At 64.4% G+C, this 24607-nt stretch carries 24 protein-coding genes; 12 read left to right on the top strand and 12 right to left on the bottom strand.

Features of this window, described 5'->3' with window-relative positions:
* The first annotated feature begins 7 nt into the window (after positions 1 to 7).
* The 5 genes from sufD to ACVIIV_RS26635 all read left to right on the top strand — a co-directional run bounded on the left by sufD (position 8) and on the right by ACVIIV_RS26635 (position 3944).
* Positions 8 to 1312: a Fe-S cluster assembly protein SufD gene (gene sufD, locus ACVIIV_RS26655; RefSeq protein WP_456746798.1), complete on the top strand. Its 1305-nt coding sequence runs from the start codon at positions 8 to 10 to the stop codon at positions 1310 to 1312.
* Complete coding sequence (locus ACVIIV_RS26650) at positions 1309 to 2556, top strand: cysteine desulfurase (protein ID WP_456746797.1); 1248 nt, start codon at positions 1309 to 1311, stop codon at positions 2554 to 2556. The genes sufD and ACVIIV_RS26650 overlap by 4 nt, the downstream gene beginning before the upstream one ends.
* Positions 2553 to 2924: an SUF system Fe-S cluster assembly protein gene (locus tag ACVIIV_RS26645; protein WP_319336586.1), complete on the top strand. Its 372-nt coding sequence runs from the start codon at positions 2553 to 2555 to the stop codon at positions 2922 to 2924. The genes ACVIIV_RS26650 and ACVIIV_RS26645 overlap by 4 nt, the downstream gene beginning before the upstream one ends.
* Positions 2925 to 2973: 49 nt before the next feature.
* Positions 2974 to 3375, top strand: coding sequence for a HesB/IscA family protein (locus tag ACVIIV_RS26640; protein ID WP_122403408.1), 402 nt, complete (start codon positions 2974 to 2976; stop codon positions 3373 to 3375).
* Between the two features lie 164 nt (positions 3376 to 3539).
* Complete coding sequence (locus ACVIIV_RS26635) at positions 3540 to 3944, top strand: TfoX/Sxy family protein (RefSeq protein ID WP_456746796.1); 405 nt, start codon at positions 3540 to 3542, stop codon at positions 3942 to 3944.
* A gap of 83 nt (positions 3945 to 4027) precedes the next feature.
* Here the strand turns inward: ACVIIV_RS26635 and ACVIIV_RS26630 are convergent, their stop codons facing one another.
* The 3 genes from ACVIIV_RS26630 to ACVIIV_RS26620 form a co-directional block, all read right to left on the bottom strand.
* On the bottom strand, positions 4028 to 5095 hold the full coding sequence (locus ACVIIV_RS26630; RefSeq protein WP_456746795.1) for a GGDEF domain-containing protein: 1068 nt from the start codon (positions 5093 to 5095) through the stop codon (positions 4028 to 4030).
* A gap of 165 nt (positions 5096 to 5260) precedes the next feature.
* A complete protein-coding gene (locus ACVIIV_RS26625; RefSeq protein WP_456746794.1) occupies positions 5261 to 6745 on the bottom strand; it encodes a DEAD/DEAH box helicase in 1485 nt (494 codons plus the stop codon).
* Positions 6746 to 7044: 299 nt separating this feature from the next.
* On the bottom strand, positions 7045 to 8022 hold the full coding sequence (locus ACVIIV_RS26620; RefSeq protein WP_456746793.1) for a helix-turn-helix transcriptional regulator: 978 nt from the start codon (positions 8020 to 8022) through the stop codon (positions 7045 to 7047).
* 201 nt (positions 8023 to 8223) lie between these two features.
* Between ACVIIV_RS26620 and ACVIIV_RS26615 the strand changes: the two genes are divergently transcribed.
* The 4 genes from ACVIIV_RS26615 (at position 8224) to ACVIIV_RS26600 (ending at position 12625) form a co-directional block, all read left to right on the top strand.
* On the top strand, positions 8224 to 9738 hold the full coding sequence (locus ACVIIV_RS26615) for a caspase family protein (protein WP_456746792.1): 1515 nt from the start codon (positions 8224 to 8226) through the stop codon (positions 9736 to 9738).
* An 88-nt stretch (positions 9739 to 9826) separates the two neighbouring features.
* Positions 9827 to 10255, top strand: coding sequence for a hypothetical protein (locus tag ACVIIV_RS26610; protein ID WP_456746791.1), 429 nt, complete (start codon positions 9827 to 9829; stop codon positions 10253 to 10255).
* 181 nt (positions 10256 to 10436) lie between these two features.
* Positions 10437 to 11684, top strand: coding sequence for an FAD-dependent oxidoreductase (locus ACVIIV_RS26605; protein ID WP_456746790.1), 1248 nt, complete (start codon positions 10437 to 10439; stop codon positions 11682 to 11684).
* A gap of 179 nt (positions 11685 to 11863) precedes the next feature.
* Positions 11864 to 12625 (top strand): outer membrane protein, encoded by a 762-nt coding sequence (locus ACVIIV_RS26600; RefSeq protein ID WP_456746789.1) that lies wholly within the window; start codon positions 11864 to 11866, stop codon positions 12623 to 12625.
* A gap of 112 nt (positions 12626 to 12737) precedes the next feature.
* On the opposite strand, the gene ACVIIV_RS26595 is transcribed toward ACVIIV_RS26600, so the two are convergent.
* The 4 genes from ACVIIV_RS26595 to parE form a co-directional block, all read right to left on the bottom strand.
* On the bottom strand, positions 12738 to 13508 hold the full coding sequence (locus tag ACVIIV_RS26595) for an SDR family NAD(P)-dependent oxidoreductase (RefSeq protein ID WP_456746788.1): 771 nt from the start codon (positions 13506 to 13508) through the stop codon (positions 12738 to 12740).
* Between the two features lie 41 nt (positions 13509 to 13549).
* A complete protein-coding gene (locus tag ACVIIV_RS26590; RefSeq protein ID WP_456748935.1) occupies positions 13550 to 13702 on the bottom strand; it encodes a hypothetical protein in 153 nt (50 codons plus the stop codon).
* 302 nt (positions 13703 to 14004) lie between these two features.
* Positions 14005 to 14781, bottom strand: coding sequence for an outer membrane protein (locus tag ACVIIV_RS26585; RefSeq protein WP_456746787.1), 777 nt, complete (start codon positions 14779 to 14781; stop codon positions 14005 to 14007).
* Positions 14782 to 15224: 443 nt separating this feature from the next.
* Complete coding sequence (gene parE / locus ACVIIV_RS26580) at positions 15225 to 17267, bottom strand: DNA topoisomerase IV subunit B (RefSeq protein WP_456746786.1); 2043 nt, start codon at positions 17265 to 17267, stop codon at positions 15225 to 15227.
* 273 nt (positions 17268 to 17540) lie between these two features.
* Between parE and ACVIIV_RS26575 the strand changes: the two genes are divergently transcribed.
* Positions 17541 to 18071: a DedA family protein gene (locus ACVIIV_RS26575; RefSeq protein ID WP_456746785.1), complete on the top strand. Its 531-nt coding sequence runs from the start codon at positions 17541 to 17543 to the stop codon at positions 18069 to 18071.
* 21 nt (positions 18072 to 18092) lie between these two features.
* Here the strand turns inward: ACVIIV_RS26575 and ACVIIV_RS26570 are convergent, their stop codons facing one another.
* Positions 18093 to 18641, bottom strand: coding sequence for a hypothetical protein (locus ACVIIV_RS26570; protein ID WP_456748833.1), 549 nt, complete (start codon positions 18639 to 18641; stop codon positions 18093 to 18095).
* On the bottom strand, positions 18523 to 19113 hold the full coding sequence (locus ACVIIV_RS26565) for a hypothetical protein (protein WP_456746784.1): 591 nt from the start codon (positions 19111 to 19113) through the stop codon (positions 18523 to 18525). The genes ACVIIV_RS26570 and ACVIIV_RS26565 overlap by 119 nt, the downstream gene beginning before the upstream one ends.
* A 400-nt stretch (positions 19114 to 19513) precedes the next feature.
* On the opposite strand from ACVIIV_RS26565, the gene ACVIIV_RS26560 reads away from it, so the two are divergent.
* Together ACVIIV_RS26560 and argC are read left to right on the top strand one after the other, a co-directional pair.
* Complete coding sequence (locus ACVIIV_RS26560; RefSeq protein ID WP_456746783.1) at positions 19514 to 20209, top strand: FMN-binding negative transcriptional regulator; 696 nt, start codon at positions 19514 to 19516, stop codon at positions 20207 to 20209.
* Positions 20206 to 21204 (top strand): N-acetyl-gamma-glutamyl-phosphate reductase, encoded by a 999-nt coding sequence (argC, locus tag ACVIIV_RS26555; RefSeq protein WP_456746782.1) that lies wholly within the window; start codon positions 20206 to 20208, stop codon positions 21202 to 21204. Before ACVIIV_RS26560 ends, argC begins: the two co-directional genes overlap by 4 nt.
* 187 nt (positions 21205 to 21391) lie before the next feature.
* Here the strand turns inward: argC and ACVIIV_RS26550 are convergent, their stop codons facing one another.
* The 3 genes from ACVIIV_RS26550 to ACVIIV_RS26540 all read right to left on the bottom strand — a co-directional run bounded on the left by ACVIIV_RS26550 (position 21392) and on the right by ACVIIV_RS26540 (position 24550).
* Positions 21392 to 22258 carry an ornithine carbamoyltransferase gene (locus tag ACVIIV_RS26550; RefSeq protein WP_456748832.1) on the bottom strand — a complete coding sequence of 289 codons (867 nt, stop codon included), beginning with the start codon at positions 22256 to 22258 and terminating at the stop codon, positions 21392 to 21394.
* 20 nt (positions 22259 to 22278) lie between these two features.
* Positions 22279 to 22677 carry an MAPEG family protein gene (locus ACVIIV_RS26545; protein WP_456746781.1) on the bottom strand — a complete coding sequence of 133 codons (399 nt, stop codon included), beginning with the start codon at positions 22675 to 22677 and terminating at the stop codon, positions 22279 to 22281.
* 64 nt (positions 22678 to 22741) lie between these two features.
* Positions 22742 to 24550 (bottom strand): PHA/PHB synthase family protein, encoded by a 1809-nt coding sequence (locus ACVIIV_RS26540; protein ID WP_456746780.1) that lies wholly within the window; start codon positions 24548 to 24550, stop codon positions 22742 to 22744.
* Between the last annotated feature and the right edge of the window lie 57 nt (positions 24551 to 24607).

Here is a 24607-nt window from a genome sequence, read left to right as displayed (position 1 = left end):
TTTTGCGATGAACGTTGCTGTGGCAAAGACCGGGAGCGGCCGCGTGGTGAGTGATCTCTTCGCCAGCGCTGAAGGCCGCTTGCCGGGTTCGCCGGCCGTGATCGCGGCGCGCCGTGAGGCGTTCGAGACCTATGAGCGTCTCGGCCTGCCGCACCGCCGGATCGAAGAATGGAAATACACCGACCTGCGCGCACTGGTCGGCGAGGTGCTGCCGCTGGCAGCCGCGCCCGATGCGGCTGCGCTGAAGCGCGCCGCAGAGGCCGTCAAGGCGCATGCAATCGCGGGCGCCCGCAAGCTGGTGCTGGTCGATGGCGTATTCGCGGCCGAGCTCTCCGACGTGAAGGCGCTTGCTTCCGAAGTGAGCCTTAGGACTCTGCGCGAGACGCTGGACAAGGATGCCGATCTCCTCAAGACCGCGTCCACCGATGCCGTGATCGCGCTGAATGCCGCGCTGGCGACCGAGGGCGTGGTGCTCTCGATTGCCGATGGTGCACAGCTCTCTGCGCCGGTCCAGATCATCCATGTCGCAACTGCCGCGTCTGCGTCGGCCTTCACGCGCTCGCGGATCGTCGTCGGGAAGGGCGCTCGCGCCACCATCGTCGAGGGCTTCGTCGCCGCCGGCGCCAAGGCCTACCAGGTCAATGACGCCGTCATCGTCTCGATCGGTGACGACGCCGACGTCGCCCATATCCGCCTGATGGACGATGCGCCTGATGCGGTGAACGTCACCTCACAGTTCGTCACGGTCGGCGCCAACACCAAGCTGAATTTCTTCAACATGACCAGCGGCGCCGCGGTCAGCCGTCTGCAGGGCTTCATCACCCTGGCAGGCGAGGGTAGCGAACTCTCCATCAACGGCGTGAACCTCTTGAAGAAGACCGAGCATGGCGACACCACGCTGGTGGTCGACCATGCCGTGCCGAACTGCTTCAGCCGCGAGACCTTCCGCGCCGTGATTGACGATCGCGCCCATTCGGTGTTCCAGGGCCGCATCATCGTCCGCCCCGACGCGCAGAAGACCGACGGCAAGATGATGACCCGCGCGCTCTTGCTTTCGGACGAAGCCGAGGCCGACAACAAGCCCGAGCTCGAGATTTTTGCCGACGACGTCTCCTGTGGCCACGGCGCCACCGCCGGCGCGCTGGATGACAGCTTGCTGTTCTATCTCAAGGCTCGCGGCCTGCCCGAGAAGCAGGCCCAGGCGCTGCTGATTCAGGCCTTCGTCGGCGAGGCGATCGAGCAGATCGCCGATGATACGTTGCGCGAGCACGTGATCGGCATCGCCGAGCGCTGGCTGGAGCGGCGGTCATGAGCGCGCATCCGGCAGTCAAGAACGGGGCCTATGACGTCGCGCGCGTGCGCCAGGACTTTCCGGCGCTCGCCATGCAAGTCTACGGCAAGAAGCTGGTCTATCTCGACAACGCAGCCTCCGCGCAGAAGCCGCAGTCCGTGCTCGACCGCATGACGCAGGCCTATACGAGCGAATACGCCAACGTGCATCGCGGCCTACATTACCTCGCCAATGCGGCGACGGAGGCCTACGAGGGCGCGCGGGCAAAGGTCGCGCAGTTCGTCAACGCCCGCCGGACAGAGGAAATCATCTTCACCCGCAACGTCACCGAGGCAATCAACCTCGTGGCGTCGTCCTGGGGCGAGCCGAACATCAAGCAAGGCGACGAGATCGTCCTCTCGATCATGGAGCACCATTCCAACATCGTGCCCTGGCATTTCCTCAGGGAACGCCATGGCGCAGTGATCAAATGGGCGCCCGTCGATGACGAGGGCAATTTCCTGATCGACGAGTTCGAGAAGCTGCTGACGCCGAAGACCAAGCTGGTCGCCATCACCCAGATGTCGAACGCGCTCGGAACGTTCGTTCCGATCAAGGAGGTGGTGCGGCTGGCCCATGATCGCGGCATTCCGGTGCTGGTCGACGGTGCGCAAGGTGCGGTGCATCTGCCCGTCGACGTGCAGGATCTCGACTGCGATTTCTACGCGTTCACCGGCCACAAGATCTATGGCCCGACCGGCATCGGCGCGCTCTATGCCAAGCACGAGCACCTTGTTGCGATGCGGCCCTTCAACGGCGGCGGCGAGATGATCCGCGAGGTCGCGAAGGACTGGGTCACCTATGGCGATCCGCCGCACAAGTTCGAGGCCGGCACCCCGCCCATCGTCGAAGCGATCGGCCTCGGCGCCGCTATCGACTACGTGAATTCGATCGGCAAGGAGCGCATTGCCGCCCACGAGCGCGATCTCACCACCTACGCCCAGGAGCGCCTGCGCGAGATCAACTCGCTGCGGCTGATCGGCACGGCGCGGGGCAAGGGCCCGGTGATCTCCTTCGAGCTCAAGGGCGCGCACGCCCATGACGTCGCCACCGTGATCGACCGCCAGGGCATCGCGGTGCGCGCCGGCACCCATTGCGTGATGCCGCTTTTAGAGCGGTTCAACGTGACCGCCACCTGTCGGGCCTCGTTCGGCATGTATAATACGCGGGAAGAAGTCGATCATCTGGCACAGGCGCTGCTGAAGGCGCGGGATTTGTTCGCATGAGTGACACGGCCGAAATCAAAGCTAGTCCGATGGAAACCCATTCGGCGCTGCCGCCGGAGGAGACCGAGCGACTGACCACCGAGATCATCGCCGGGCTCAAGACCGTGTTCGACCCGGAAATCCCCGCCGACATCTACGAGCTCGGCTTGATCTACAAGGTCGAGATCAAGGACGACCGCTCGGTCGACGTGCTGATGACGCTGACGACGCCGAACTGCCCGGCCGCCGGCGAGCTGCCCACCATGGTCGAGAACGCGGTCGCCAGCGTCCCCGGCGTCGGCGTTGTGGACGTCAAGGTGGTCTGGGAGCCGCCGTGGTCGCCGGAACGCATGAGCGACGAGGCGCGTCTCGTGCTCAACATGTGGTGACGGTCTCACCCCGCATTGAATTCGCTCCGCAACGGACCACATAAATAACATGACCCAGGCGACACCAGCATCCTCCACTCCGAAGCCGCGGCGGCCGCGCCCGCAGGTGATGCGGCTGACGGACGCTGCTGCCCGGCGCATCACCGAGCTGACCCAGCGCGCGGATTCGGAGATCGTGGGCCTGCGCGTCGGTGTGAAGAACGGCGGTTGCGCCGGCCAGTCCTACACGGTCGAATACGCTCACGAGATCCGTCCGACCGACGAGGTCGTCGAGGACAAGGGCGTCAAGATCCTGGTCGATCCCAAGGCTGTGCTGTTCCTGCTCGGCACCGAGATGGACTACAAGGCCGACAAGATGCAGGCCCAGTTCGTCTTCAACAATCCCAACCAGGTCTCCGCCTGCGGCTGCGGCGAATCGGTCGAGCTGCGGCCGGCCAAGATCGACGGGTAAGCGCCTTCTCAATCCTCTCGTGTCCCGGACGCGCTGCAGCGCGCTTGCGCTGCTGCGCAGAGCCGGGACCCACGCTATAGTTTTCGCTGTAGAGAGGCTGGGCCCCGGCTCTGCAGCGCACCGTTGCACGCTGCGCTGCGTCCGGGGCACGAGAGAGCGTGCCCATGGACCGCGAATTCCTGATCGACCTGTTCGCCGATTTCGGCCCGGTCACCATCCGCAGGATGTTCTCCGGCTACGGCATCTCCGCCGACGGCGTCAATTTCGCGCTGTCGCTCCGTGCCGGCCTGTTCCTTCGCGCCGACGAGACGACCATTCCGGACTTCGAGGCCGAAGGCTCAAAACCGTTCCAGTACTCGACCCGCGTCAAGACCCTGGTGGTCAACTCCTACTGGGAGCTGCCCGCGCGCCTGTTCGACGATTCCACAGAGCTTGCGCAGTGGGCGAGGGCGGCGCTCGCCGCGGCGCAGCGCGCCAAGGTGAAGAAGCGGCCGAAGGTGAAGAAGGCAGTGAAGAAGGCAAAGCCGAAGAAGCGAGTAGCCAAGAAAACGCGTCGTCGGTCAGTGTAGCGTAACCCAGTTGTCCATCCACGGGGACAGACAAGAGGTGGGTTACGCTACGCTAACCCACCAGATGTCATCGGGATGAAACGTCACGCCACCCGGCTATGGCTCTCGACGGCGAATTCCGGGTCGGCTTCGCAGATCACGCGATTGCGGCCGTTGCGCTTGGCGGCGTAGAGGCAGGCATCCGCACGCTCGATCAGCGCGTCGGTGTCGTCGCCCTCCTTGAGCATGGAGACGCCGACGGAGATGGTGACGCGGCCGAGGATCTCGCCGGTCGATTTCTTCTTCAATTCCTTCGCCATCACGGCGCGGCGGATGTGGTCGGCCACCGTGAGCGCCTGGCGCAGCGCGGTGTTGGGCAGCACGACCGCGAATTCCTCGCCGCCATAGCGTGCGGTGATGTCCTGGCCCTTGATGGTCTGCTTCAGCGAAAGGCCGACGAGCCGTAGCACCTGGTCGCCGGTGAGATGGCCGTAGGAATCGTTGAACGACTTGAAGTGATCGATGTCGAACAGCAGCAGCGACAGCGGCTCGCCCGAGGCGAGCGCGCTCTGCACGGCCATGCCGATCATGCGGTCGAAATATTTGCGGTTGCCAAGGCCCGTGAGCGGATCGGTCAGGCTCTCGGCGCGGATCGCTTCCAGGCTCTGCTGGAGATTGCTGATCTCGTTCTTCGACAGCGTCAGGCGGTCCTCGAGCGCCTTGTTGGTCTGGCGCATCTCGCTGGTCGAGCGCAGCAGCGCCTCGACGACAGCCTTGATCTGGTCGCGACTCCTGGCCGACGACAGTTTCTCGGTCGCCCCGGACAGGCTGGCATCGTAGGCGCCGGTCATGCCGAGCGCCTCGCCCAAGACCTTCATGACGTCGTCGATCTCGCCGATGACGCGCGCGCCGACCTTGTCGATGCGGTCGGTGGTCTTGATGTGGGAGAGATAGGTCTCGTAGATCTGCTCGAGATCGGCTTCGGTCAGCTTGCCGCTGCGCGCCAGCGTCTCGTTGATGATCTTGTTGAGCGGCGCGTTGTAGCCCGTGGCGTAGACGTACCAGATCTCGTAGTTGCGGGGAATTGCCGTCTGCCGAAGCGATCGGATCTGACCGAGCGCCACCTCGGCGAACGCCATCGTGCGTTCGTGTTCGTCGAGCACCTTAATCACGGAACATACCCCACAACGGTCGGCGCGCCATCGACCGCAGTAATGCTTAAATTATGTTCGTAGGCTAACGGACGATCGTGAACGCCCCGTAAATATACGTTCACGAATGCATCTAAAAAATTGTGTGGCGGGTTTGCTCAACCGAAATCCGGAGTGCGCCGCGCTTCAGGCTCCGGCGGGGGAGCGAACCGGCCGCAGCAGAAACGCCGGCAGATGCGAGTGATCACCCGGCTCGGTGTCGATCTCGCGCTGGCGGCGCGGCTCGGGACGGCCGATCGAGGGCACATGGGAGGTGTTGGCCTGCTGGCGCGCCTCGCGCCGCGGCTCCGCCCGGCGCTTGTCGTCGGACCGATGCCTTGCCTCGGCGGGCTGCCTTGCCTCGGCGGGCTGTCTTGCCTCGCGCGGCTCGTGGCTACGCTCGCGGTCGCGGCCGCGCTGCGGCTTGCCGCGTCCGCCGCGTGAACGTTCACGGCCGCGCTGCTCGCGCGGACGCTCGCTCGCATCGGAGCCCTCGGCCGGGGCTTCGTAATCGCCTTCGGCACGCGGAATGCTCTGGCCGATCAGCTTTTCGATCGCCGCCATCGACTTCTGGTCGAGTGGTGTCACAATCGAGATCGCGGTGCCGGTTCGCCCGGCGCGGCCGGTGCGGCCGATACGGTGGACGTAGTCGTCGGCGTGATGGGGAACGTCGAAATTGAAGACGTGGCTGACCTCGGGAATGTCGAGGCCGCGCGCGGCAACGTCGGAGGCGACGAGCAGCGGCAGCTCACCCTTGCGGAACTGATCGAGCGCAGCCATGCGGGCGGGCTGATCCATGTCGCCATGCAGCGCGCCGACGCTGAAGCCGTGCTTCTGAAGCGACTTGTGAACGATCGCGACCTCGCGCTTGCGATTGCAGAAGATGATCGCGTTCTTGAGGTCCTTGGCCTCGCGCAGCAGGCGGCGAAGCAGCTCGCGCTTCTCGTGCGCCTCGCGGCCGGCGGGCACCTGGGCTTGCGTGACGGTAACGGCGGTGGTGGCGGGCCTGGAGACCTCGACCTTCTGTGGATTGTGCAGGAAGGCCTCGGTGATGCGGCGGATTTCCGGCGGCATGGTCGCGGTGAAGAACAGGGTCTGCCGCGTGAACGGGACGAGCTTGCAGATGCGCTCGATATCGGGAATGAAGCCCATGTCCAGCATGCGGTCGGCCTCGTCGATGACGAGCAGCTCGACGCCGGTGAGCAAGAGGCCGCCGCGCTCGGTGTGGTCGAGCAGGCGGCCGGGGGTTGCGATCAGCACGTCGACGCCGCGCATCAGCTTGGCATCCTGGTCGCCGAAGGAGACGCCGCCGATCAGGAGGGCGACGTTGAGTTTCTGGCCGGCGCCGTAGCGGTCGAAGTTTTCCTTCACCTGGGCCGCGAGCTCGCGGGTCGGCTCGAGGATCAGCGTGCGCGGCATGCGCGCCCGGGCTCTGCCCTTTTCGAGGATGGTGAGCATCGGCAGCACGAAGGCCGCGGTCTTGCCGGTGCCGGTCTGGGCGATGCCGAGCACGTCCTTACGTGCGAGGACGTGGGGGATCGCCTGTTCCTGAATGGGGGTGGGGTTGGTGTAACCGGTGGCCGCCACTGCGGCGAGGACTTTTTCGGACAGTCCGAGATTTGAAAAGGACATTGAGCCTCTGGTCGAAACCGCCGTTCGGAATCGAGGGTAATAAGGCTGTCGCGCTCCACCCCGAAACGGCGCGCTCTCAAAGAAGCTGGGGGTGCTGACTCACGCGGACAAAGCGCAAGGCTCAGGAATCGCTCTTCGATCTGAGCCGCGTCGCCCCGGAACATAGGGCGGAATTGGCCAAAGTCAATGGAGCGGGCGCGGGAAGACCCTAAAAAACCTGAGGTTTTTGCCCAAATCACGGGCGCGGCTGGGGTTTTCCGCCCCTCCAGGCGCTCCTGCCGCAACCGCCCGGATGGCGGCTAGTGCTCCTCCGAGGCCTTGGCCCGGAAGTCGCCGGGGGCCATGCCATAGGCGGCGTTGAACACCCGGTAATAGGTCGCCAGGCTCTCGAAACCGCAGGAGGTCGCGATGTCGGCGATCAGCCGCTCCGGCGCCTCGCACATCAGGCGGCGGCTCTGTTTCAGGCGCTCGTCGGTCACGGTCTGCGAGAAGCTCTTCTCCGCCGTCTCGAACAGCATGTGCAAGTGACGCACGGACACGCCGAGCAGGTCGGCCACCAGGGTCGGCGCGAGATGAGGGTCCTGAAGGTGCCGCGCGATGAGGCGCCGGGCCTGTGAGAGGCGGGCGGTCCGCAGCGCGGCCTGTCCGCGCCGGCTGCCGGGCCGCACGATGCCGCGCTCGATCAGCGCCAGATGGGCCAAAGCTTGAACCAAGGAGGTCTGGACCACAGCGGCCGCTTCGGCGGCGGCATCGTCCGCGGCGGCCTCGCTGAGATCGGCAAAGCAGGCAGCGAGTAGCGGCGCCAGGGCCGGATCGTTGAAGGTCCGGGGCGCAAGCTCACGCATGCGCTTGTCCTGCGCCGGGATTCTGCTGATCGGAACCTTCAGGATCCGGAGGTGGAAGCCGCCGGCGCCCAGCGGCGCGGTGCGGTAGGGCAGGTCGGTATGGCTGGTGGCGAAGCTGCCATTGGCAATTGAAAAGTCGCTTGTGCGCATGCCGCCGAACCAGCCGCCGCTGCCAAGCTGCTGGTAGACGCAGATCGCGTCACCCGGGGCGTTGGCGATGTCGGACGTGCTGCGCTCGACCGCGTAGGGCGATGCCTTCAGCTCGACGAGGCCGGCGCCGCCAAGCTGACGCAGCGAGAATTCGCCGATGAAGTCCGCGCGCCGTTCGCGCTCGAGCTCGGCGGTGACACCGAACAGGCCCTTGGCCCGCACCTCGCGCCAATAGTCGAAGCGGTCATGCGGCTCGACCTCGTCCGTACACCAGCGCAACACGGCAGCCCCTCGCTTCCGGCGAAATTGTCCAAGAAGAAGCAGATTCCAACGGAATCTGCCATAGCCGGATCGTGCAATCGGAGCCCCAGGGCCCCTTGAACCGTCGTTGCGTCTGGGCCGACTATCACACAGCGGCAGGGGGCCATGGACTGCTGCTCGAAGGAATCGGCGTAGGGCCGTTCGGCAACGGGAAATTTTGCGATGACGCGTCGGCTTTTCAGAATTCTGGCGGCCCTTGGCCTCGCGGCGGGCCTGAGCGGCTTCGCAGCTCCCGCTTATGCCGAGAAGCGCGTCGCGCTGGTCGTCGGCAACAACGACTATAGGAACGTGCCGAAGCTGCTCAAGGCGGTCAACGACGCCCGCACCATGGGCGATACGCTGAAGCAGCTCGGCTTTTCGGTGATGGTCGCCGAGAACCAGAACCGGCTGCAATTCTCCGAGACGCTGCTCGCGTTCGACAAGGCGATCGAGCCCGGCGACACCGCATTCTTCTTCTACGCCGGCCACGGTTTCGAGATCGCCGGCCAGAATTACCTGTTGCCGACCGACGTGCCGGCGGCGACGGAAGGGCAGGAAGAGCTGGTGCGCGATGCCTCGATCCTGGCCGACCGCATCGTCGAGCGCCTGCAGAACAAGAAGGCGCGGACCTCCATCCTGGTGTTCGACGCCTGCCGCAACAATCCTTTCGAGCGCAAGGGCACGCGCGCAGTCGCCGGCGCCGGCGGGCTCGCGCCGATGACGCAGCTGCCCGAGGGCGTGTTCTCGGTGTTCTCGGCAGGACCTCGCCAGACTGCGCTCGATCGCCTGTCCAACGACGACGCCAATCCCAATTCGGTGTTCACGCGCACCTTCGCCAGGGAGCTGCTCAAGCCCGGCGAGAACCTCGTGCAGGTGGCGCAGCGCACCCGCCGTGCCGTCAGTGAGATGGCCGACACCGTGAAGCACAGGCAGGTGCCGGTGTATTTCGACCAGATGGTCGACGACGTCTTCCTCAGCGGCCTCGCCAAGGATGCAGCCATGCGCTCCGACGAGCCGCCGCCGCAGAAGCTCGCGGCGCTGCCGCCGGTATCCGTGCCGCAGATGCCCAAGGAGGAGACCCTCAACGCGCCGATCGCGAGCTTCTCGCGGCACAATGGCGGCTGGAGCGTGACGTTCTCCTTTGCCGACCCGACGCTCGGCATTTCCTGGCGCATGGCCGGCAATGGCGATTTCCGCGAAACCGGCTTCATCGACACGCTCGATCCGCGCACGCGCAAGCGGATGCCGAACCCGTCGATCGAACTGCCACCTGATGCGCAGGCCGGCACCATCGAGGTCCGCTATGTCGATCAGTCCGGCGACATGCAGGGGCCGTTCCCGATCCGGTTCGATCCCGAGGCCGCGCTGATCCGCGACCAGCGCAAGATCCTCGACATGACCGCGACGAGCTGGCTGTCGTTTCGCGAGTTCAACGGACTCCTGGTCTACTACACCCACCTCGTGTCCTATCGCTGCGCCATCCGCGAGGTGCGCATCGGCATCGACACCGCCGTGCCCAACCAGGTGCTGAAGATGCCGCCTTGCGACATGCGCGACCCCAGCGCAGTCAGCGCCGGCATGCCGCTCTACATGAAGCTCGCGCCAAGCACGAAGTCCGTCTCTGTGGAGCTGACCTATCGCGACGGCAGCGTCTCGGAGATCAAGAGCTTTCGCAGCGCGAACCGGAGTAACAATTGATGTCTTCGTTGTCGGCTGCGGTGTGATGAGCGGGCGACGGAACAACTCCTAGTCACCTGGATTGTCTGTCAAACCAGGGAGACGATCCATGATCCGCAAAGCCATCCTCGTGACCATCGCTTGTGCCGCACTTTCGACGGCGGCCTTTGCCCAAGGCGGCGGTGGTGCCGGAGGCGGCAGTGGTGCGGGCGCAGGTGCGGCGGCAGGCGCCGGCACGGGTACCGGTGGCGCCAGCGCGGGATCTGCGGCCAGCTCAGGTGTCGGAGTGGGCTCGTCATCCAGCAGCGCCAACTCCGGGCCGTCGGCTCCCTCCGGGATGGGAACGCATGACACCACCACGGGAGCCAACGTCAACACCAACGTCGGCCAACCTAATCGGAATGTTCAGCCCCCGACCGCGAACGCCAAGACGCCGACAGCAGCGCAAGCCGAGCGAAACATGGGCGTCGGTCACGCACCCAACGGGTTGCCGATCGGCAGTCCGGGCACCGGGACCAGCAACGAGGACCAGAAATAATCTGGGCCCCTTTCAGGCGAGGCCCGCGTTCTGCGGGCCTGTTTTGTCGGGCGCTTGCTTACCGCCGCAAACCGGCCGCGGCGGGCTCTTGCTTGCAAATTGAGACCGCCTGCGGCCTGAATCGCGCTAGTATCGTCCGGCATAGCTTGATCGATACTCACATCGCGGATCGCGGCGGCAAATGACCTCCGACCAACAATCCAACAGGTTCATGAAAGTCCGTTGCTGCATCGTCGGCGGCGGGCCGGCGGGCATGATGCTCGGCTATCTCCTGGGACGCGCCGGCATCGAGGTCGTGGTGCTGGAGAAGCATGCGGATTTCTTCCGCGACTTCCGCGGCGATACCGTGCATCCCTCGACGCTTCAGGTGATGGACGAGCTCGGCCTGATCGACGGCTTCCTAAAGCTGCCGCACCAACGCTTGCAGAAAATGGACGGCCTGTTCGGCGGCACGCCGGTGCGCATCGCCGATCTTAGCCGGCTCCACACGAAGTACCCCTTCATCGCCTTCATGCCGCAATGGGATTTCCTGAATTTCCTGCGGGAGGCCGGCCGGCGCTTTGCCTCGCTCAAGGTGATGATGAGCACGGAGGCGGTGGATCTGATCCGCCGCGGCGAGACGGTCGCCGGCGTGCGGGCGAAGACGCCTGACGGCTTCATCGATATCGAGGCTGATCTCACCATTGCCTGCGACGGCCGGCACTCGACGGTGCGCGAGCGCGCCGGCCTTGCGGTCGAGGAGATCGGCGCGCCGATGGACGTGCTCTGGTTCCGCGCCGGCCGCAAACCCGATGAGACGGAGAGCGTGTTCGCGCGGGTCGAGCCCGGCAAGATGATGATCACCTTCGATCGCGGCGACTATTGGCAATGCGCCTATGTCATCGCCAAGGGACAGCACGAGGCGGTGAAGGCGAGGGGATTATCGGTGCTGCTCGACGACGTCGTGCGCATGGCGCCGATCCTTCGATCCGGCATCGCCGAGGTGAAGAGCTTCGACGATATCAAGCTGCTCACCGTCGCGATCAACCGCCTGAGGCGCTGGACGCAGCCGGGCCTCTTGTGCATCGGCGATGCCGCGCATGCGATGTCGCCGGTCGGCGGCGTCGGCGTCAATCTCGCCGTGCAGGACGCGGTCGCGACCGCGAACCTGCTGGCGGACAAGCTGCAACATGGCTGCCCGTCCGAGCACGAGCTCGATGCAGTGCGCCGTCGCCGCGAGTTTCCGGTGAAGATGACACAAGCAATGCAGGTGATCGTGCAGAACAACATCATCAGCGGCGCCTTGCAGAGCGGCGATCGACCGCTGAAGGTGCCGCTGGTCGTACGCCTCATCACCGCGCTGCCGTGGCTGCAGGGCATTCCGGCGCGGCTGATCGCGCTCGGCGTGCGGCCCGAGCACGTGCATTCGCCGTCCGCGCCGGGATCGTAGCGTAGGACTTCGGTAGGGATAACGCCGCGCGAAATCGCGGGCGATGCGTTGCGCGCCGGCAACAGCGCCAACGGATTCACGGCGCAGTGCGTGCCCAACCGCCACGTTAACCGTGTTGATTTCAATTTTAGTAAGGGCCGTCTGTGACCGTGCGCCCATCAAAGGACACGGGGTATGCCATGCGTAATAAATTGATTGCCGCCTTCGCCTGCACGACGGCTCTGGTTTCGACCGGCGCGGCCTCCGCCGCCGATCTCGGTGCGCGCTACACCAAGGCGCCCGCCTATGTCGAGCCGCTGTTCACCTGGACCGGCTTCTATGTCGGCGGCCACATCGGCGGCGCGTGGACCAACGAGCAGTTCATCAACAACGGCACAGGTGCGGCGTTCGGCGATTTGCTCCCGGGCGAGGGCTATCGTCAGCGCAACTCGGGCGTCATGGGCGGCGCGCAGATCGGCTACAACTGGCAGGCCAACAACTACGTGTTCGGCGTGGAAGGCACGATCTCCGGCCTCGACAACAAGGGTACGGTCGTCAACACCGCGTTCCCCCCGGCGAACGATGTGTTCTCCTGGCGTGCCAATGTGCTGGCGACGGTCGTCGGCCGTGCCGGCTTTGCCGTGCAGAACAACCTGTTCTACATCAAGGGTGGCTACGCGGGGGTCAACAACCGGCTCTCGGTCACCGACCCCGTTGTGACGGGTACGGGCGGACAAACTCACTGGGCCAATGGCTGGACCGTCGGCGCCGGCTGGGAATACGGCATCACCCGCAACTGGATCGTCGGTCTCGAATACAATTACGCGGCCTTCGGCAGCCAGACCTATCAGCTTGGCGGCACGGCGGGCAATTACATCTTCGATGCCAAGCCGCGCGACATCCAGTGGGCCGTGGTGCGTGCGAGCTACAAGTTCGACGCCCCGACCATCGCCCGTTACTGAGCACGTCGACGCAACGCGACCAACGATCAAAAAAGAGCACTGCCAAAATTTCAAAAGCCCCGGTTTCCACCGGGGCTTTTTTTGCGTGCAGTGTTGTGGTGCAGGCCCGGTCTCAGGCCATTACCGAGAATCCGCCATCGACGGGGATCGCGGTGCCCGTGACGAAGTTCGACGCGGGCGAGGCGAGGAATACGGCGATGCCGGCGAAGTCGTCGATGTCGCCCCAACGGCCCGCGGGCGTGCGCGCCAGCACGCGCTCGTGCAGCCCCGAGACCTGCTGCCGCGCGCCGCGGGTGAGATCGGTGTCGATCCAGCCCGGCAGGATGGCGTTGACCTGGATGTTGTCGGGCGCCCAGGCATTGGCGCAGGCGCGGGTGTACTGCACGATGCCCCCCTTGCTCGCTGCATAGGCGGTGGCGAAGCTCGCGCCGAAGATCGACATCATCGAGCCGATATTGATCACCTTGCCGTTGCCGGACGCCTTCAGCGCCGGGTAAGCCAGCTTCGAGCACACGAAGGCGCTGGTGAGGTTGGTGTCGATCACCTTGTTCCACTCGTCGAGCTCGAGCTCGTGCGGCGGCTTGCGGATGCTCATGCCGGCATTGTTGACGAGGATGTCGATGCGGCCGAGCTCCTTGACGACGCGCTCGATCATGGCCGCGACGGCCGCCTTGTCGGTGACGTCGGTCGCGACGGCAATTGCCTTCACGCCGCGCTGCCTGAGATCGGCGACCGCTTGCGCGGACTTGGTCTCGTTGCGTCCGACCACGGCGATGTCGGCGCCGGCATCGGCAAGGCCGCGCGCCATGCCGAGCCCGATGCCGCCATTGCCTCCCGTGACGATCGCGACCTTGCCGCGGAGATCGAACCGGCTGGATGTCATGTTTGTATTCCCTGGTTTCTTCTATCGGTTGCTCTGCCAGATCAGCACCAGCCCGCCATTGCTGCGCCATAGCCGGCCCACTGGTTGACCATGAAGCTCGATCGCGGCCATGGAACGGTGCCCGTACCCTGTCCGATCCAGAGCAGCCCGAGGGCAGTTGCAAACAGGCCTGCCACAAGCAGAAATCTGCGCATGCATTCCTCCCATCGGTCCGCTTCTGTCGTGCGCGACGATGAAGGATCGCCGGCGCTGCGAAAGCTTGGGCGCACAGTAACCGCAGCTTCGGTGTCGATACAATGGCGGCACCGGCGCAAGGTGATGGCGGGGAGGGAGCGCGTCCTTTGAAAGCAATTCGCCGCTTGGCGATCAGTACCGATAGACGGCGGGCGAAACCGGGCTCGGCATACAAGGCATTGCCGGCGAGCATTGATCGCCCTGCCCAAAACGAAAAAGCCCCGGCGATGCCGGGGCTTTGACGTTTGATCGCGAGATCAGATCAGTACTTCGCGACGACCGGACCGGTCCAGTTGAAGCGGTAGACCAGCGAGGTGCTGATGGTCTGCACCAAGGGCTTGAAGCTGATCGAGTCGGTGGTCGCGACGTTGCCGACGTCGGTGCGGACGGCAATATCCTTGCGATCGTAGTAGGCAGCACGATATTCGGTCTTCATGAACCAGCCCGGCGCCGTGATGCCGAAGATGTTCAGGTTGTTCTCGACGCCACCGCCGACGAACCAGCCATTGCGGTTGAACGAGTCGGTGTGGAAGCCCGAAGCCGTCCCGGCGAGGTTGGTCAAGGTAGCGCCCGACCAGTGCGATCCGGAGTAACCGGCATTGACGTAGGAGAGAACGTTCGGAGCAACCAGATAGCCGAGGCGAACACCCGCGGCCCAAGCGTCCTGCATCTTGATGCGGCCGGTCAGCGCAGCGAATTCATCGTTGATGCTGCCGCGCAGGCTGCCGAACTGACCGTCGGCGAACACGCCGGCCACCCAGGTGCCGCTGAACTGCCAGTCGTAGCCGAGACCGACCGTTCCGAACCAGCCGTCACCGCCGACGCGCTGATCGATCGTCACGGGAACGCCAACGAAGTTGGTGTGAGTGTCCGCATCCCAAACGCCGCCGCCGGCGCCGCCGAAGATGTAGAAGCCGGTCCAGTTGGCGACGGGCGCCGGCATCGGCGCCTTCACATAAGGACGGGCCGCGAGGTCGGCCGCCGAGGCCGAACCGGTCATCGCCGCGACCGCGGTCAGAGCGAGCAAAATCTTCTTCATGTTAAAATCCCCAACCTTGGTCTGTAGGCGCGAGCGCACTGAAGTCCGTGTCATCTGATGCCCGAACTATAGACGGTTCTCGTCGAAATGCTGTTGCCGGGCAGGCACAGTCGCCGGAAAACGCCGGTGCGGTTGTATTTCGAGCGCGATCGCGCGAGTCGAAGATAACTTCGATATTTCAATACATTGAGCGAAATTCTAGGTTTTTGATTTCGGGTAACCTTTCGTTAGCAAATTCGGCTTTGTCCGAAATGGAGGCAATCCTGCCTCGGCCTCGGCATCTGTGAGTCGATGGCCGAGTCGTCATGCGACGGTTGCGGGAATCAACGAAACACCGGCGGCTCGCCCGGCAAGATTGCCGGAAGATGCGGTCGTCACCTCAAACGAAACGGCCCCGGCTTGAGGCCGGGGCTGTCTCGGAACGCGGCCAGCCTGGCTGCAGCTCAGACGTCGAGCAGCTCCTCGCTGGCAAATTCGGCCTTGTCGGAGATGAACGCGAAGCGCGCCTCGGCCTTGGTGCCCATCAGGCGCTCCACCGAATCGGCCGTGGTGTCGCGGTCGTCGGCGAGCAGCACCACCTTGAGCAGCGTCCGCTTGCTCGGATCCATGGTGGTCTCCTTGAGCTGCGCCGGCATCATCTCGCCGAGACCTTTGAAGCGGTTCACCTCGACCTTGGCGTTGACGTTGAACGCGCTCTTGAGCAGCGCCTCCTTGTGGGCGTCGTCGCGGGCGTAGACCGACTTGGAGCCGTGGGTCAGCTTGTAGAGCGGCGGCACGGCGAGGAAGAGGTGGCCTTCGTCGATCAACCGCGGCATCTGACGGTAGAAGAAGGTGATCAGCAGCGAGGCGATGTGGGCGCCGTCGACGTCGGCGTCGGTCATGATGATGATGCGCTGATAGCGCAGATCTTCTTCGCGATAATGCGCGAGCGTGCCGCAGCCGATCGCCTGTACGAGGTCGGAGAGCTGGGCGTTCGCCGTCAGCTTGTCCTTGCCGGCGGAAGCGACGTTGAGGATCTTGCCGCGCAGCGGCAGCACGGCCTGGGTCTTGCGGTCGCGCGCCTGCTTGGCGCTGCCGCCGGCCGAGTCGCCCTCGACGATGAACAGCTCTGAGCCTTCGGTGCCGGCGTCGGTGCAGTCGGCGAGCTTGCCGGGCAGGCGCAGCTTCTTGCCGGCAGTTTTCCGCGCGGTCTCCTTCTCTTGCCGCCGCCGCAGCCGTTCCTCGGCGCGGTCGATGACGAAGTCGAGCAGCCGGTTGGCCATGTTCGGATTGCCCGACAGCCAATGGTCGAACGGATCCTTCATCGCCTGCTCGACGATGCGCTGCGCTTCGGCGGTGGCGAGGCGGTCCTTGGTCTGGCCCTGGAATTCGGGCTCGCGCACGAACACCGACAGCATCACGGCCGCTCCCACCATCACGTCTTCGGAAGTGACGGAGGCGGCGCGCTTGCCCTGGCCGACGCGCTCAGCGTGATCCTTCAGGCCGCGCAGCAGCGCGCTGCGCAGGCCGGATTCGTGTGTGCCGCCGTCCGGCGTCGGCACCGTATTGGTGTAGGAGGAGAGAAAGCCGTCGGCATCCGCGGTCCAGGCCACCGCCCATTCGCAGGCGCCGTGCGCGCCGTTGCGCCCCGACTTGCCGGAGAAGATGTCGGGATGCACCAGCGCGTCGGCGTGGATTGCCGCGGCGAGATAATCCTTGAGGCCGCCGGGGAAGTGGAACGTGGCTTCGGCCGGCACGTCCTCGATGCCCTTGAGCAGCTCGGGCGCGCAGTTCCAGCGAATCTCGACGCCGCCGAACAGATACGCCTTCGAGCGCGTCATCTTGAACAGGCGCTGCGGCTTGAACGCGGCCTTAAGCCCGAAGATGTCGGTGTCGGGCTTGAAGCGCACGCGCGTGCCGCGGCGGTTGCTGATCTTGCCGAGGTCTTCGAGCTTGCCCTTCGGGTGGCCGCGCTCGAACGTCATGCGGTAGAGTTTCTGGCTGCGCGCGACTTCGACCTCGAGACGCGAGGAGAGGGCGTTCACCACGGAGATGCCGACGCCGTGCAGGCCGCCCGAGGTCTCATAGACCTTGCTGTCGAACTTGCCGCCCGAATGCAGCGTGCACATGATGACTTCGAGCGCCGACTTCTTGGGGAATTTCGGGTGCGGATCGATCGGGATGCCGCGGCCGTTGTCGGTGACGGTCAGGAACCCGTCCGCGCTCAAATCGACCTCGATGAAGGTCGCATGGCCAGCCAGCGCCTCGTCCATCGAGTTGTCGATGACTTCTGCGAACAGGTGATGCAGCGCCTTCTCGTCGGTGCCGCCGATATACATGCCGGGCCGGCGCCGTACCGGTTCAAGCCCTTCGAGCACCTCGATGTCGGCTGCCGTGTAGTCGGCTTCCCCGCCGCTTCCGCGCGGCGCCGTCTTGGCGGCGCGGGATTTCGGCTCGTCGCCGCCGAAAAAATCGTCTTTCGCTTTGGGTTTCAACTGCTTGGACATATATCTTGATGCGTTTTGAGGGCCGCATAGCGGCGAATCGGTTCGGCCGACTATGCCACTTCTGACTTGGAAAGGTTACCGTAGGGCGGGCCGGGCGCTGTGGGTTGGGAGCCAATCCCGGCGATTTTACGCCGCAGGCCCGCTAATTCCCGCCAATTTGACGTCGCGGCCTTAGCTATGTCGGGTTTTGTGACTTGATGTCACACAAGTCCTTGGCTTACCAGTCCTTTTCATCGAGCAGCACCTTGAGACGGGGCGGGAAGGCAATTTTGGATGGAGCAGTTTGCGCACGCCCTCGCTGACTTCGTGCGCGTTCACCAGGCTTGGGCGGCGCCAATCGTGTTCCTGCTCGCCTTCGGGGAGTCGCTTGCGTTCATCTCGCTCGTGGTCCCGGCCTGGGGCGCGCTGGTGGCCATCGGAGCGCTGATCGGGGCCAGCGGCATCAGCTTCTTTCCGGTCTGGATCGCCGGCGGCCTCGGCGCGGCGCTGGGCGATTGGGTCTCCTACTGGTTCGGCTACCGCTACAAGGAGCACGTCGCGCAGATGTGGCCGCTCTCGCGCTACCCGGATCTGCTGCCCAGGGGCGAGGCCTTCGTGCGCAGCTGGGGGATACCCAGCATCTTCATCGGCCGCTTCTTCGGCCCCTTGCGCGCCTCCGTGCCGCTCGCGGCCGGGATCTTCGAAATGCCCTATTGGAGCTTCCAGGCCGCCAACTTCGTCTCGGCCCTGATCTGGTCGGCCGTGCTCCTGCTGTTCGGCGACGTGCTCGCCAAGATCATGGAATGGATCTGGCGGATGTTCTGACCGGGCAGCTGGGCCGCCCGGTCAGGGCTCAAGGCGAAGCCTACAGCGAGGCGTTCCAGATCGAGGGTATCCAGCGATAGCCGGAGCCGTCCTTTTCCTTTTCGACGCGGACGAGCCGGGGAAGGCGGCGTGGAAGGCCTGGATCGGCATCTTCTCGGCAATCGCCATGTCGTAGAGCTTGCGTCGGGTCTGCTGGGCGAGCGGCTTGTCGACGTCGGAGGCGATGTTCCACTCGGGATGCTTCACGAACAGGAATGCCGCGCCTGCGGTGATATCGACCTGCACCAGCACCTTCTCCGCGCCGGAGGCGACGATGAAGGAATTGTGGCCTGGCGTGTGGCCGGGGCTCGCTACCGACGTGATGCCGGGCGCGACCTCCTTGCCGGCCTCGTATTGCGTCACCTTGCGACCGAGCGCGTCGAATACGCGGCGGATGTTCTTGAAATTGCCCTCAAGGATCGGATTGCCCATCCCCTTGCTCATCTCGCCGTCGTCCATCCAGAACTTCCATTCCACCGCCGGCACCATGATCTCGGCATTGGGGAAGGCGGGCTTGTTCTCGGCTGCCAGCAGGCCGTTGATGTGGTCGCCATGGAAGTGGGAGATGATGACGGTGTCGACCGCCCGCGCGGTCGATACTGGCGGCCGCGAGGTTGTTGTGGAACTGGCCGACCTTGCCCTTGGTCTGCGTGAACTGGTCGGGGCCAAGACCGGTGTCGATGACGACGAGCTTCGGTCCGGTGTTGATGACCACGGGGTTGAACGTGTGGGTGACCTTGTCGGTCGGCAGGTGGTGTTCGGCGAAGACCTTGTTGATGTCGTCCTTGCTGGCACCAGCGGCGTAATTGTCGGTCAAATTGACGGTGGCAACGCCGTCGCAGACCACCGTGACCTGATGGGTGCCGACATTGTAGCGGTAGAAGCTCGCATTCTGCGCGGTCGCCGGGGGAGCGGCGGCGCTCGCGGGCGAGGTCTTCACGAAAGGCAGGAGCGCCGAGGCGGCGGCGCCGGCCAGCGTTGCGCGACGGGTGATCTCGGTCATGGCGATGTCCTGAGGCTGGGTTGCGAAAGGCGCGGACCCGGCGAAGTTGTGGCCCGCCGGTCATTCTCGGGAACCCCCATGCTTAATGGAAATTCCGCTGCAACCCGATGACACCCGTGCGGCATGCTTGCCGTCACCCGTGCGGCATCGTGGCGTCGGCCCGGCATGCCGCCGACCGATTTGGACTTGACCCTGGAACCCGCTGGCCTTATAGCCGCGCGCCATGATCAACGCCGCGACCATCCTGTTCGCCCGTCGCCGCCGCCGCAGCTTAGCGGTTTGGGCGGTCGATCGCGTTTGAGATCATCGTCTTTGCCGCTGGACCCGATCCGCGGCATCCTCTCTCCTGTCAGCGCGATCTGATCCGGCGGCCCCCAAGGAGGCCCAGCAGGAGACCACGATGTACACGCCACCCTTTTTCAAGCAGGACCGCGCCGCGAGCCTGAAATTCGCCGAAGAGCGCGGCTTCGGGACCATGTGCGCCTTTGACGGCCACAAGCCCATTGCCTCGCCATTGCCGTTCTACCTGACCTATGCCGCGGACGGCACGCCGCAGGCCGCCTTTCATCTCGCCCGTCACAATCCGCTGCTAAAGCTCGCGGACGGCGCTGCGTCCTGGCTGCTCGCGGTCAACGGTCCCGATGCCTATGTATCGCCGGACTGGTACGTCTCGCCGGATCAGGTGCCGACCTGGCTCTACCAATCGGTGCATCTGAGCGGACCGGTGCGGCTGATGTCGGAGGACGAGCTGTCGGTGCAGCTCGACACGCTCAGCAACAAGTTCGAGAGCTGGCTGTTACCGAAGAAGCCGTGGACATCAGGCAAGATGACGGCGGGCCGGCTCGAGACGATGAAGAAGGCGATCGTGGGGCTGGTCATGACGGTTGAGGAGGTCGAAGGCAGCTTCAAGCTGAACCAGCACAAATCCGACGCCGACTATGTCGCGATCGCCAATGCGCTCAGCGCCGGCGATGCCGACGCCAAGCAGATCTCCCAATTGATGCGGCAGGCCAGGCCGCAAGCCTTCGCAGAACAAGCCTTCGCAGAACAGGTTTTCGCAGACGATACGAACATGCTCGAAAGGAGCGCGCCATGAGCCTTTCTGAAACCGGCCTCGCTGAGACCATGAAAGCCCCGACCGCCAGCGCGGCCAAAAAGCCCGCCACCGTCTTCGTCGATGGCGGCTCCGGCACCACCGGCCTCGGCATCAACGAGCGGCTGAAGCTTCAGAGCGACGTCTCGGTGAAGACCATTGCCGATGACAAGCGCAAGGACCCCGCGGCCAAGAAAGCGCTGATGGAAGAGGTGGACCTCGTCATCCTCTGCCTGCCGGACGATGCCGCAAAGGAAACCGTTGCGCTCGTCGACAGCATGGGCACGTCTGCGCCGAAAGTGCTGGACGCCTCGACCGCCTACCGGATCGCGCCGGACTGGGCCTACGGCTTTCCCGAGCTGACGCCGGACCAGGCCGGCAAGATCAAGGCGGCGAAGAAGGTCTCCAATCCCGGTTGTTATCCGACCGGCGCGATCGCGCTGCTGCGGCCGATCGTCGATGCCGGCCTGCTGCCGTCTGACTATCCCGTCACCGTCAACGCGGTGAGCGGCTATTCCGGCGGCGGCAAGTCGATGATCGCAAGCTTTGAAGACGGCAGCGCGCCGTCCTTCGAGCTCTATGGCCTCGGCTTCGAGCACAAGCACCTGCCGGAGATGCAGCACTATTCCAACCTGACGCGGCGGCCGATCTTCATTCCATCGGTCGGCAACTACCGGCAGGGTATGCTGGTCTCGGTGCCGCTCCAGCTTGACACGCTGCCGGGCAAGCCCGGCGGTGCCGATCTCCAGGCTGCGCTGGCAAAGCGTTACGCCGGCTCGAAATATGTCCAGGTGATGCCGCTGCAGAACGAGGCGACCAAGGGCGGCCGGCTCGAGCCGGAGGCGCTCAACGAGACCAACATGCTCGAGCTCTACGTCTTCGCCAGCGACAAATATCACCAGGCGTTGCTGGTGGCCCGGCTCGATAATCTCGGCAAGGGTGCATCCGGCGCAGCCGTGCAGAACATGCGGCTGATGCTGGGCCTGCCTGAGGAGTAGGGCAGGCACGACGACGCGCCCCGGACGCAGCGCAGCACCTCTTCGGTGATGCGCTGCAGAGCCGGGGCCCATGCTTCCTGCTTGGTTTGCGGCTTTCCGGGTCCCGGCTCGCGCTTCGCGCGTCCGGGACACGAGACCTCAGTACTTCGCGATGACCGGGCCGCCGAACCGGTATCGCCAGCGCCAGCTATGCGGCGACCCATTCCAGCAGGGCGTTTTGCGCGTGGAGCAGGAAAGCCTTCGCGGCCGTGCTCTGACATGCAGGATGGGTCATCGCGGTGGCGCTAACCTCCTTGCCTCTGGTCGCGGGCGGGCAGGGCAGGAAAATGACGTCACGACGGCATCTGTCGAGGAGGGGCGCCGATATCTGGTATGGAAGGAGTTGATCCGCCCGCCCGCCATCGGGCCAGCAATCCGTGATGATCACATCCGCATCGAGCAAGCTGTCAAGACTGGTGCTCGGGGCGAAGTTCGGACAAGCGATATCCCTGATGTGCCAGTCTTCGGGATAGATCTGGGTCACCTGGATCGGCAGCGAGATCGAAGCTTCGACCCAAGACCGCAGAATGTTGGCGTCTGGAGCGACACCGACAACCTTCAGGCCCTCCAGCGATCCGCGCTTGTCGTTGACATAGGCGAGATCGCCGAGCGTCTCGCAGGGGTGATTTGATCGCGTTCTGGCGTTAATCACTGGGACGGTGGCGTGCGCTGCAAGCTCGTGCAAGGTCGACAATTCCCGGGTGCGCACGATCAGGATGTCGAACCAGTTGTCGAGATACTTGGCGAGATCAGCCGTAGTCTCATGGACATTGAACCTGAGCGGAGGCTGTACCGAGATGCCTCCCATGGCTCTCACGCCGAGATCGAATGCGGTCGTATTCCGCCAGCCACCATCATCGACGATAACGGCCACGCGTTTGCCGGCGAGGCTCTGCGGCATGGCGCGGTCGGTCCATGCGGTCGCGAGCACCTGCGCGCGCGCAACAATAGACAGGATCGTGTCCGCATCGAGATCCTGAAAGCGGAGAAAGTCCCGGCTGGATTCGCTAGGCATGAGCCCGCATCCGGGCGCGTTCAAACCACCCCGAAGATCGCCAGCGCCAGCACGGCCTGGGCGAGGAAGCCGACGGTGAAGGCCAGCGTGCGGAACACCGGAATTCCCATCGCATAGACGATGAGATGTGCGACGCGCGACCAGAAATAAACGGCGCAGGCGAGCACGGTCCATTTCGTGGAATAGTCGATCGCGTTCAGGATCAGCACCAGCGGCGCGAAGATCACGAGATTCTCGACCGCGTTGTCATGCGCGAACATCAGCCGGTTCGCCCATTCCGCCTGCGGCTTGTCGTTGCGCGATGGGTTGGCCATGGCGCCGCTCAACCCGCGAACCTGGCATCGGTTGATGATGTAGGGAATCCAGAGAACCCCCGTCAGGATCACCGTCAGTGTCAGCCAGAACAATTCGCGTGTCATAGTGCCGGTCCCCTGTGTCGTCGCTGGATTGAGGCGAGTCTATACGAAAGCGCGGGACATTCCGCTATGCGCGAACTCTGACATAGCTGCCGGGTGCGTCCTCGATCGGTGGGAATGTTTCGCTGCCTACGCTGCGCGCCGGGACCTCCTCGGGATCGAGCGCGCCCAGCCATTGCCGCCAGTCCGGCCACCACGAGCCCTTGTACTCCACGGCGCCCTTCATCCACTGCGCGATATTGACGTCCTTGATGTTGTCGTTGGTCCAGTACTGGTACTTGTTCGAGGCGGGCGGATTGACCACGCCCGCGATGTGGCCCGAGCCGGACAGGACGTACTTCACTGGACCGCCGAAGAACTGCGAGCCGTACAGCACCGATTCGGCGGGCGCGATGTGGTCCTCGCGGGTGGCGAGATTGTAGACGGGCACCTTGACCTTGGAGAGATCGAGCAGGGTGTTGTCGAGCACCATCGTGCCGGTGGAGAGCCGGTTCTCCAGATAGCAATTGCGCAAGTAATAGGAATGGTTGGCCGCGGTCATGCGTGTGGCGTCGGAGTTCCAGTGCAACAGGTCGAACGCGCTCGGCTGCTGGCCCTTCAGATAGTTGCTGACGACATAGGACCAGATCAGATCGTTGGAGCGCAGCATGTTGAAGGCCATCGCCATCTTCGAGCCTTCGAGCACGCCGGCGGCCTTCATGTCCTGCTCGAGCGCTGCGATCTGCTCCTCGTCGACGAAGACGAGGAGATCGCCGGCATGGGTGAAGTCGACCTGGGCGGCGAAGAACGTCGCGGACGACACGCGCTGACGGCGCTTCTCGGCGAGCCAGGCCAGCGTGGTCGCGAGCATGGTGCCGCCGACGCAATAGCCGGCGGTGTGCACCTTCATCTCGCCGGTGACTTTCTCGATCACGTCCATCGCCGTGAGCGGGCCTTCCTTCATGTAGTCTTCCCAGCTCTTGTTGCCGAGCCGCTTGTCGGGATTGACCCATGAGATCACGAACACGGTGATGCCCTGGTCGACGCACCACTTGATGTAGGATTTATCCGGCTTGAGATCGAGGATGTAGAACTTGTTGATCCAGGGCGGCACGATCAGGAGCGGGGTGCGCAGCACCTTCTCCGTGGTCGGCGAATACTGGATCAGCTGCATCATCTCGTTCTGGTAGATCACCTTGCCCGGCGTCGTCGCCATGTTGACGCCGACGACGAGATTGTCCGGATTGGATTGGCGGATCTTCAGCATGCCTCTGCCGGCCGCGATGTCCTCGGCCAGCATCGTCAGGCCGCGCGCGAGGTTCTCGCCGCTGGATGCCACCGTCTCGCGCAGCACCTCGGGATTGGTCAGCACGAAGTTCGATGGCGAGAGCGCGTTGGTGACCTGCTGGACGTAGAACTCGGCCTTGCGGCGCGTCTGCGGATCGAGCCCTTCGGCGTCGCGCACCAGCTCCTGCGCCCATTTGGTCGTAAGCAGATAGAGCTGCATGACGAAATCGAAGAACTGGTTCGACTTCCATTCCGGATCGGCAAAGCGCTTGTCGCGCGGCGAGGGTGCGATTGCGGGCTGGGCGTCCTGACCGGCCATGCGCCGCACCGCCGAACCCCAGAGGTCGAGATAGTCCTTGGCGAGCTTGGTCTGGAGATCGGAGGAGCGCGACGTATCCGACAGCCAATATTCGGCGACCGACGTGAAGGTCTTGACGACCTCGGCAAGCTCAGCCGGCGGGCGATCCTGCACCTCGCCGCTCTCGCGCGGCTTGAGGTAAGCGGCGAGCGCCTTGCCGCCGCTCTCCATCGCCCGCGCGACATTCATCGCGAAGGCTTCCGCATCGAACTTCGTCTCGGGTTTCGGCGTGTCGGTCGTGGCCATACTCATGAGCAGAACAGTAACGATTCATTCCGTATTCGTCACCGCGAAGCTCGCATGTTTGAC

The sequence above is a fragment of the Bradyrhizobium sp. USDA 4354 genome (assembly GCF_054060315.1).
Note: the sequence above shows the minus strand (reverse complement) of the source record. Positions and strands in the feature narration are given on the sequence as shown.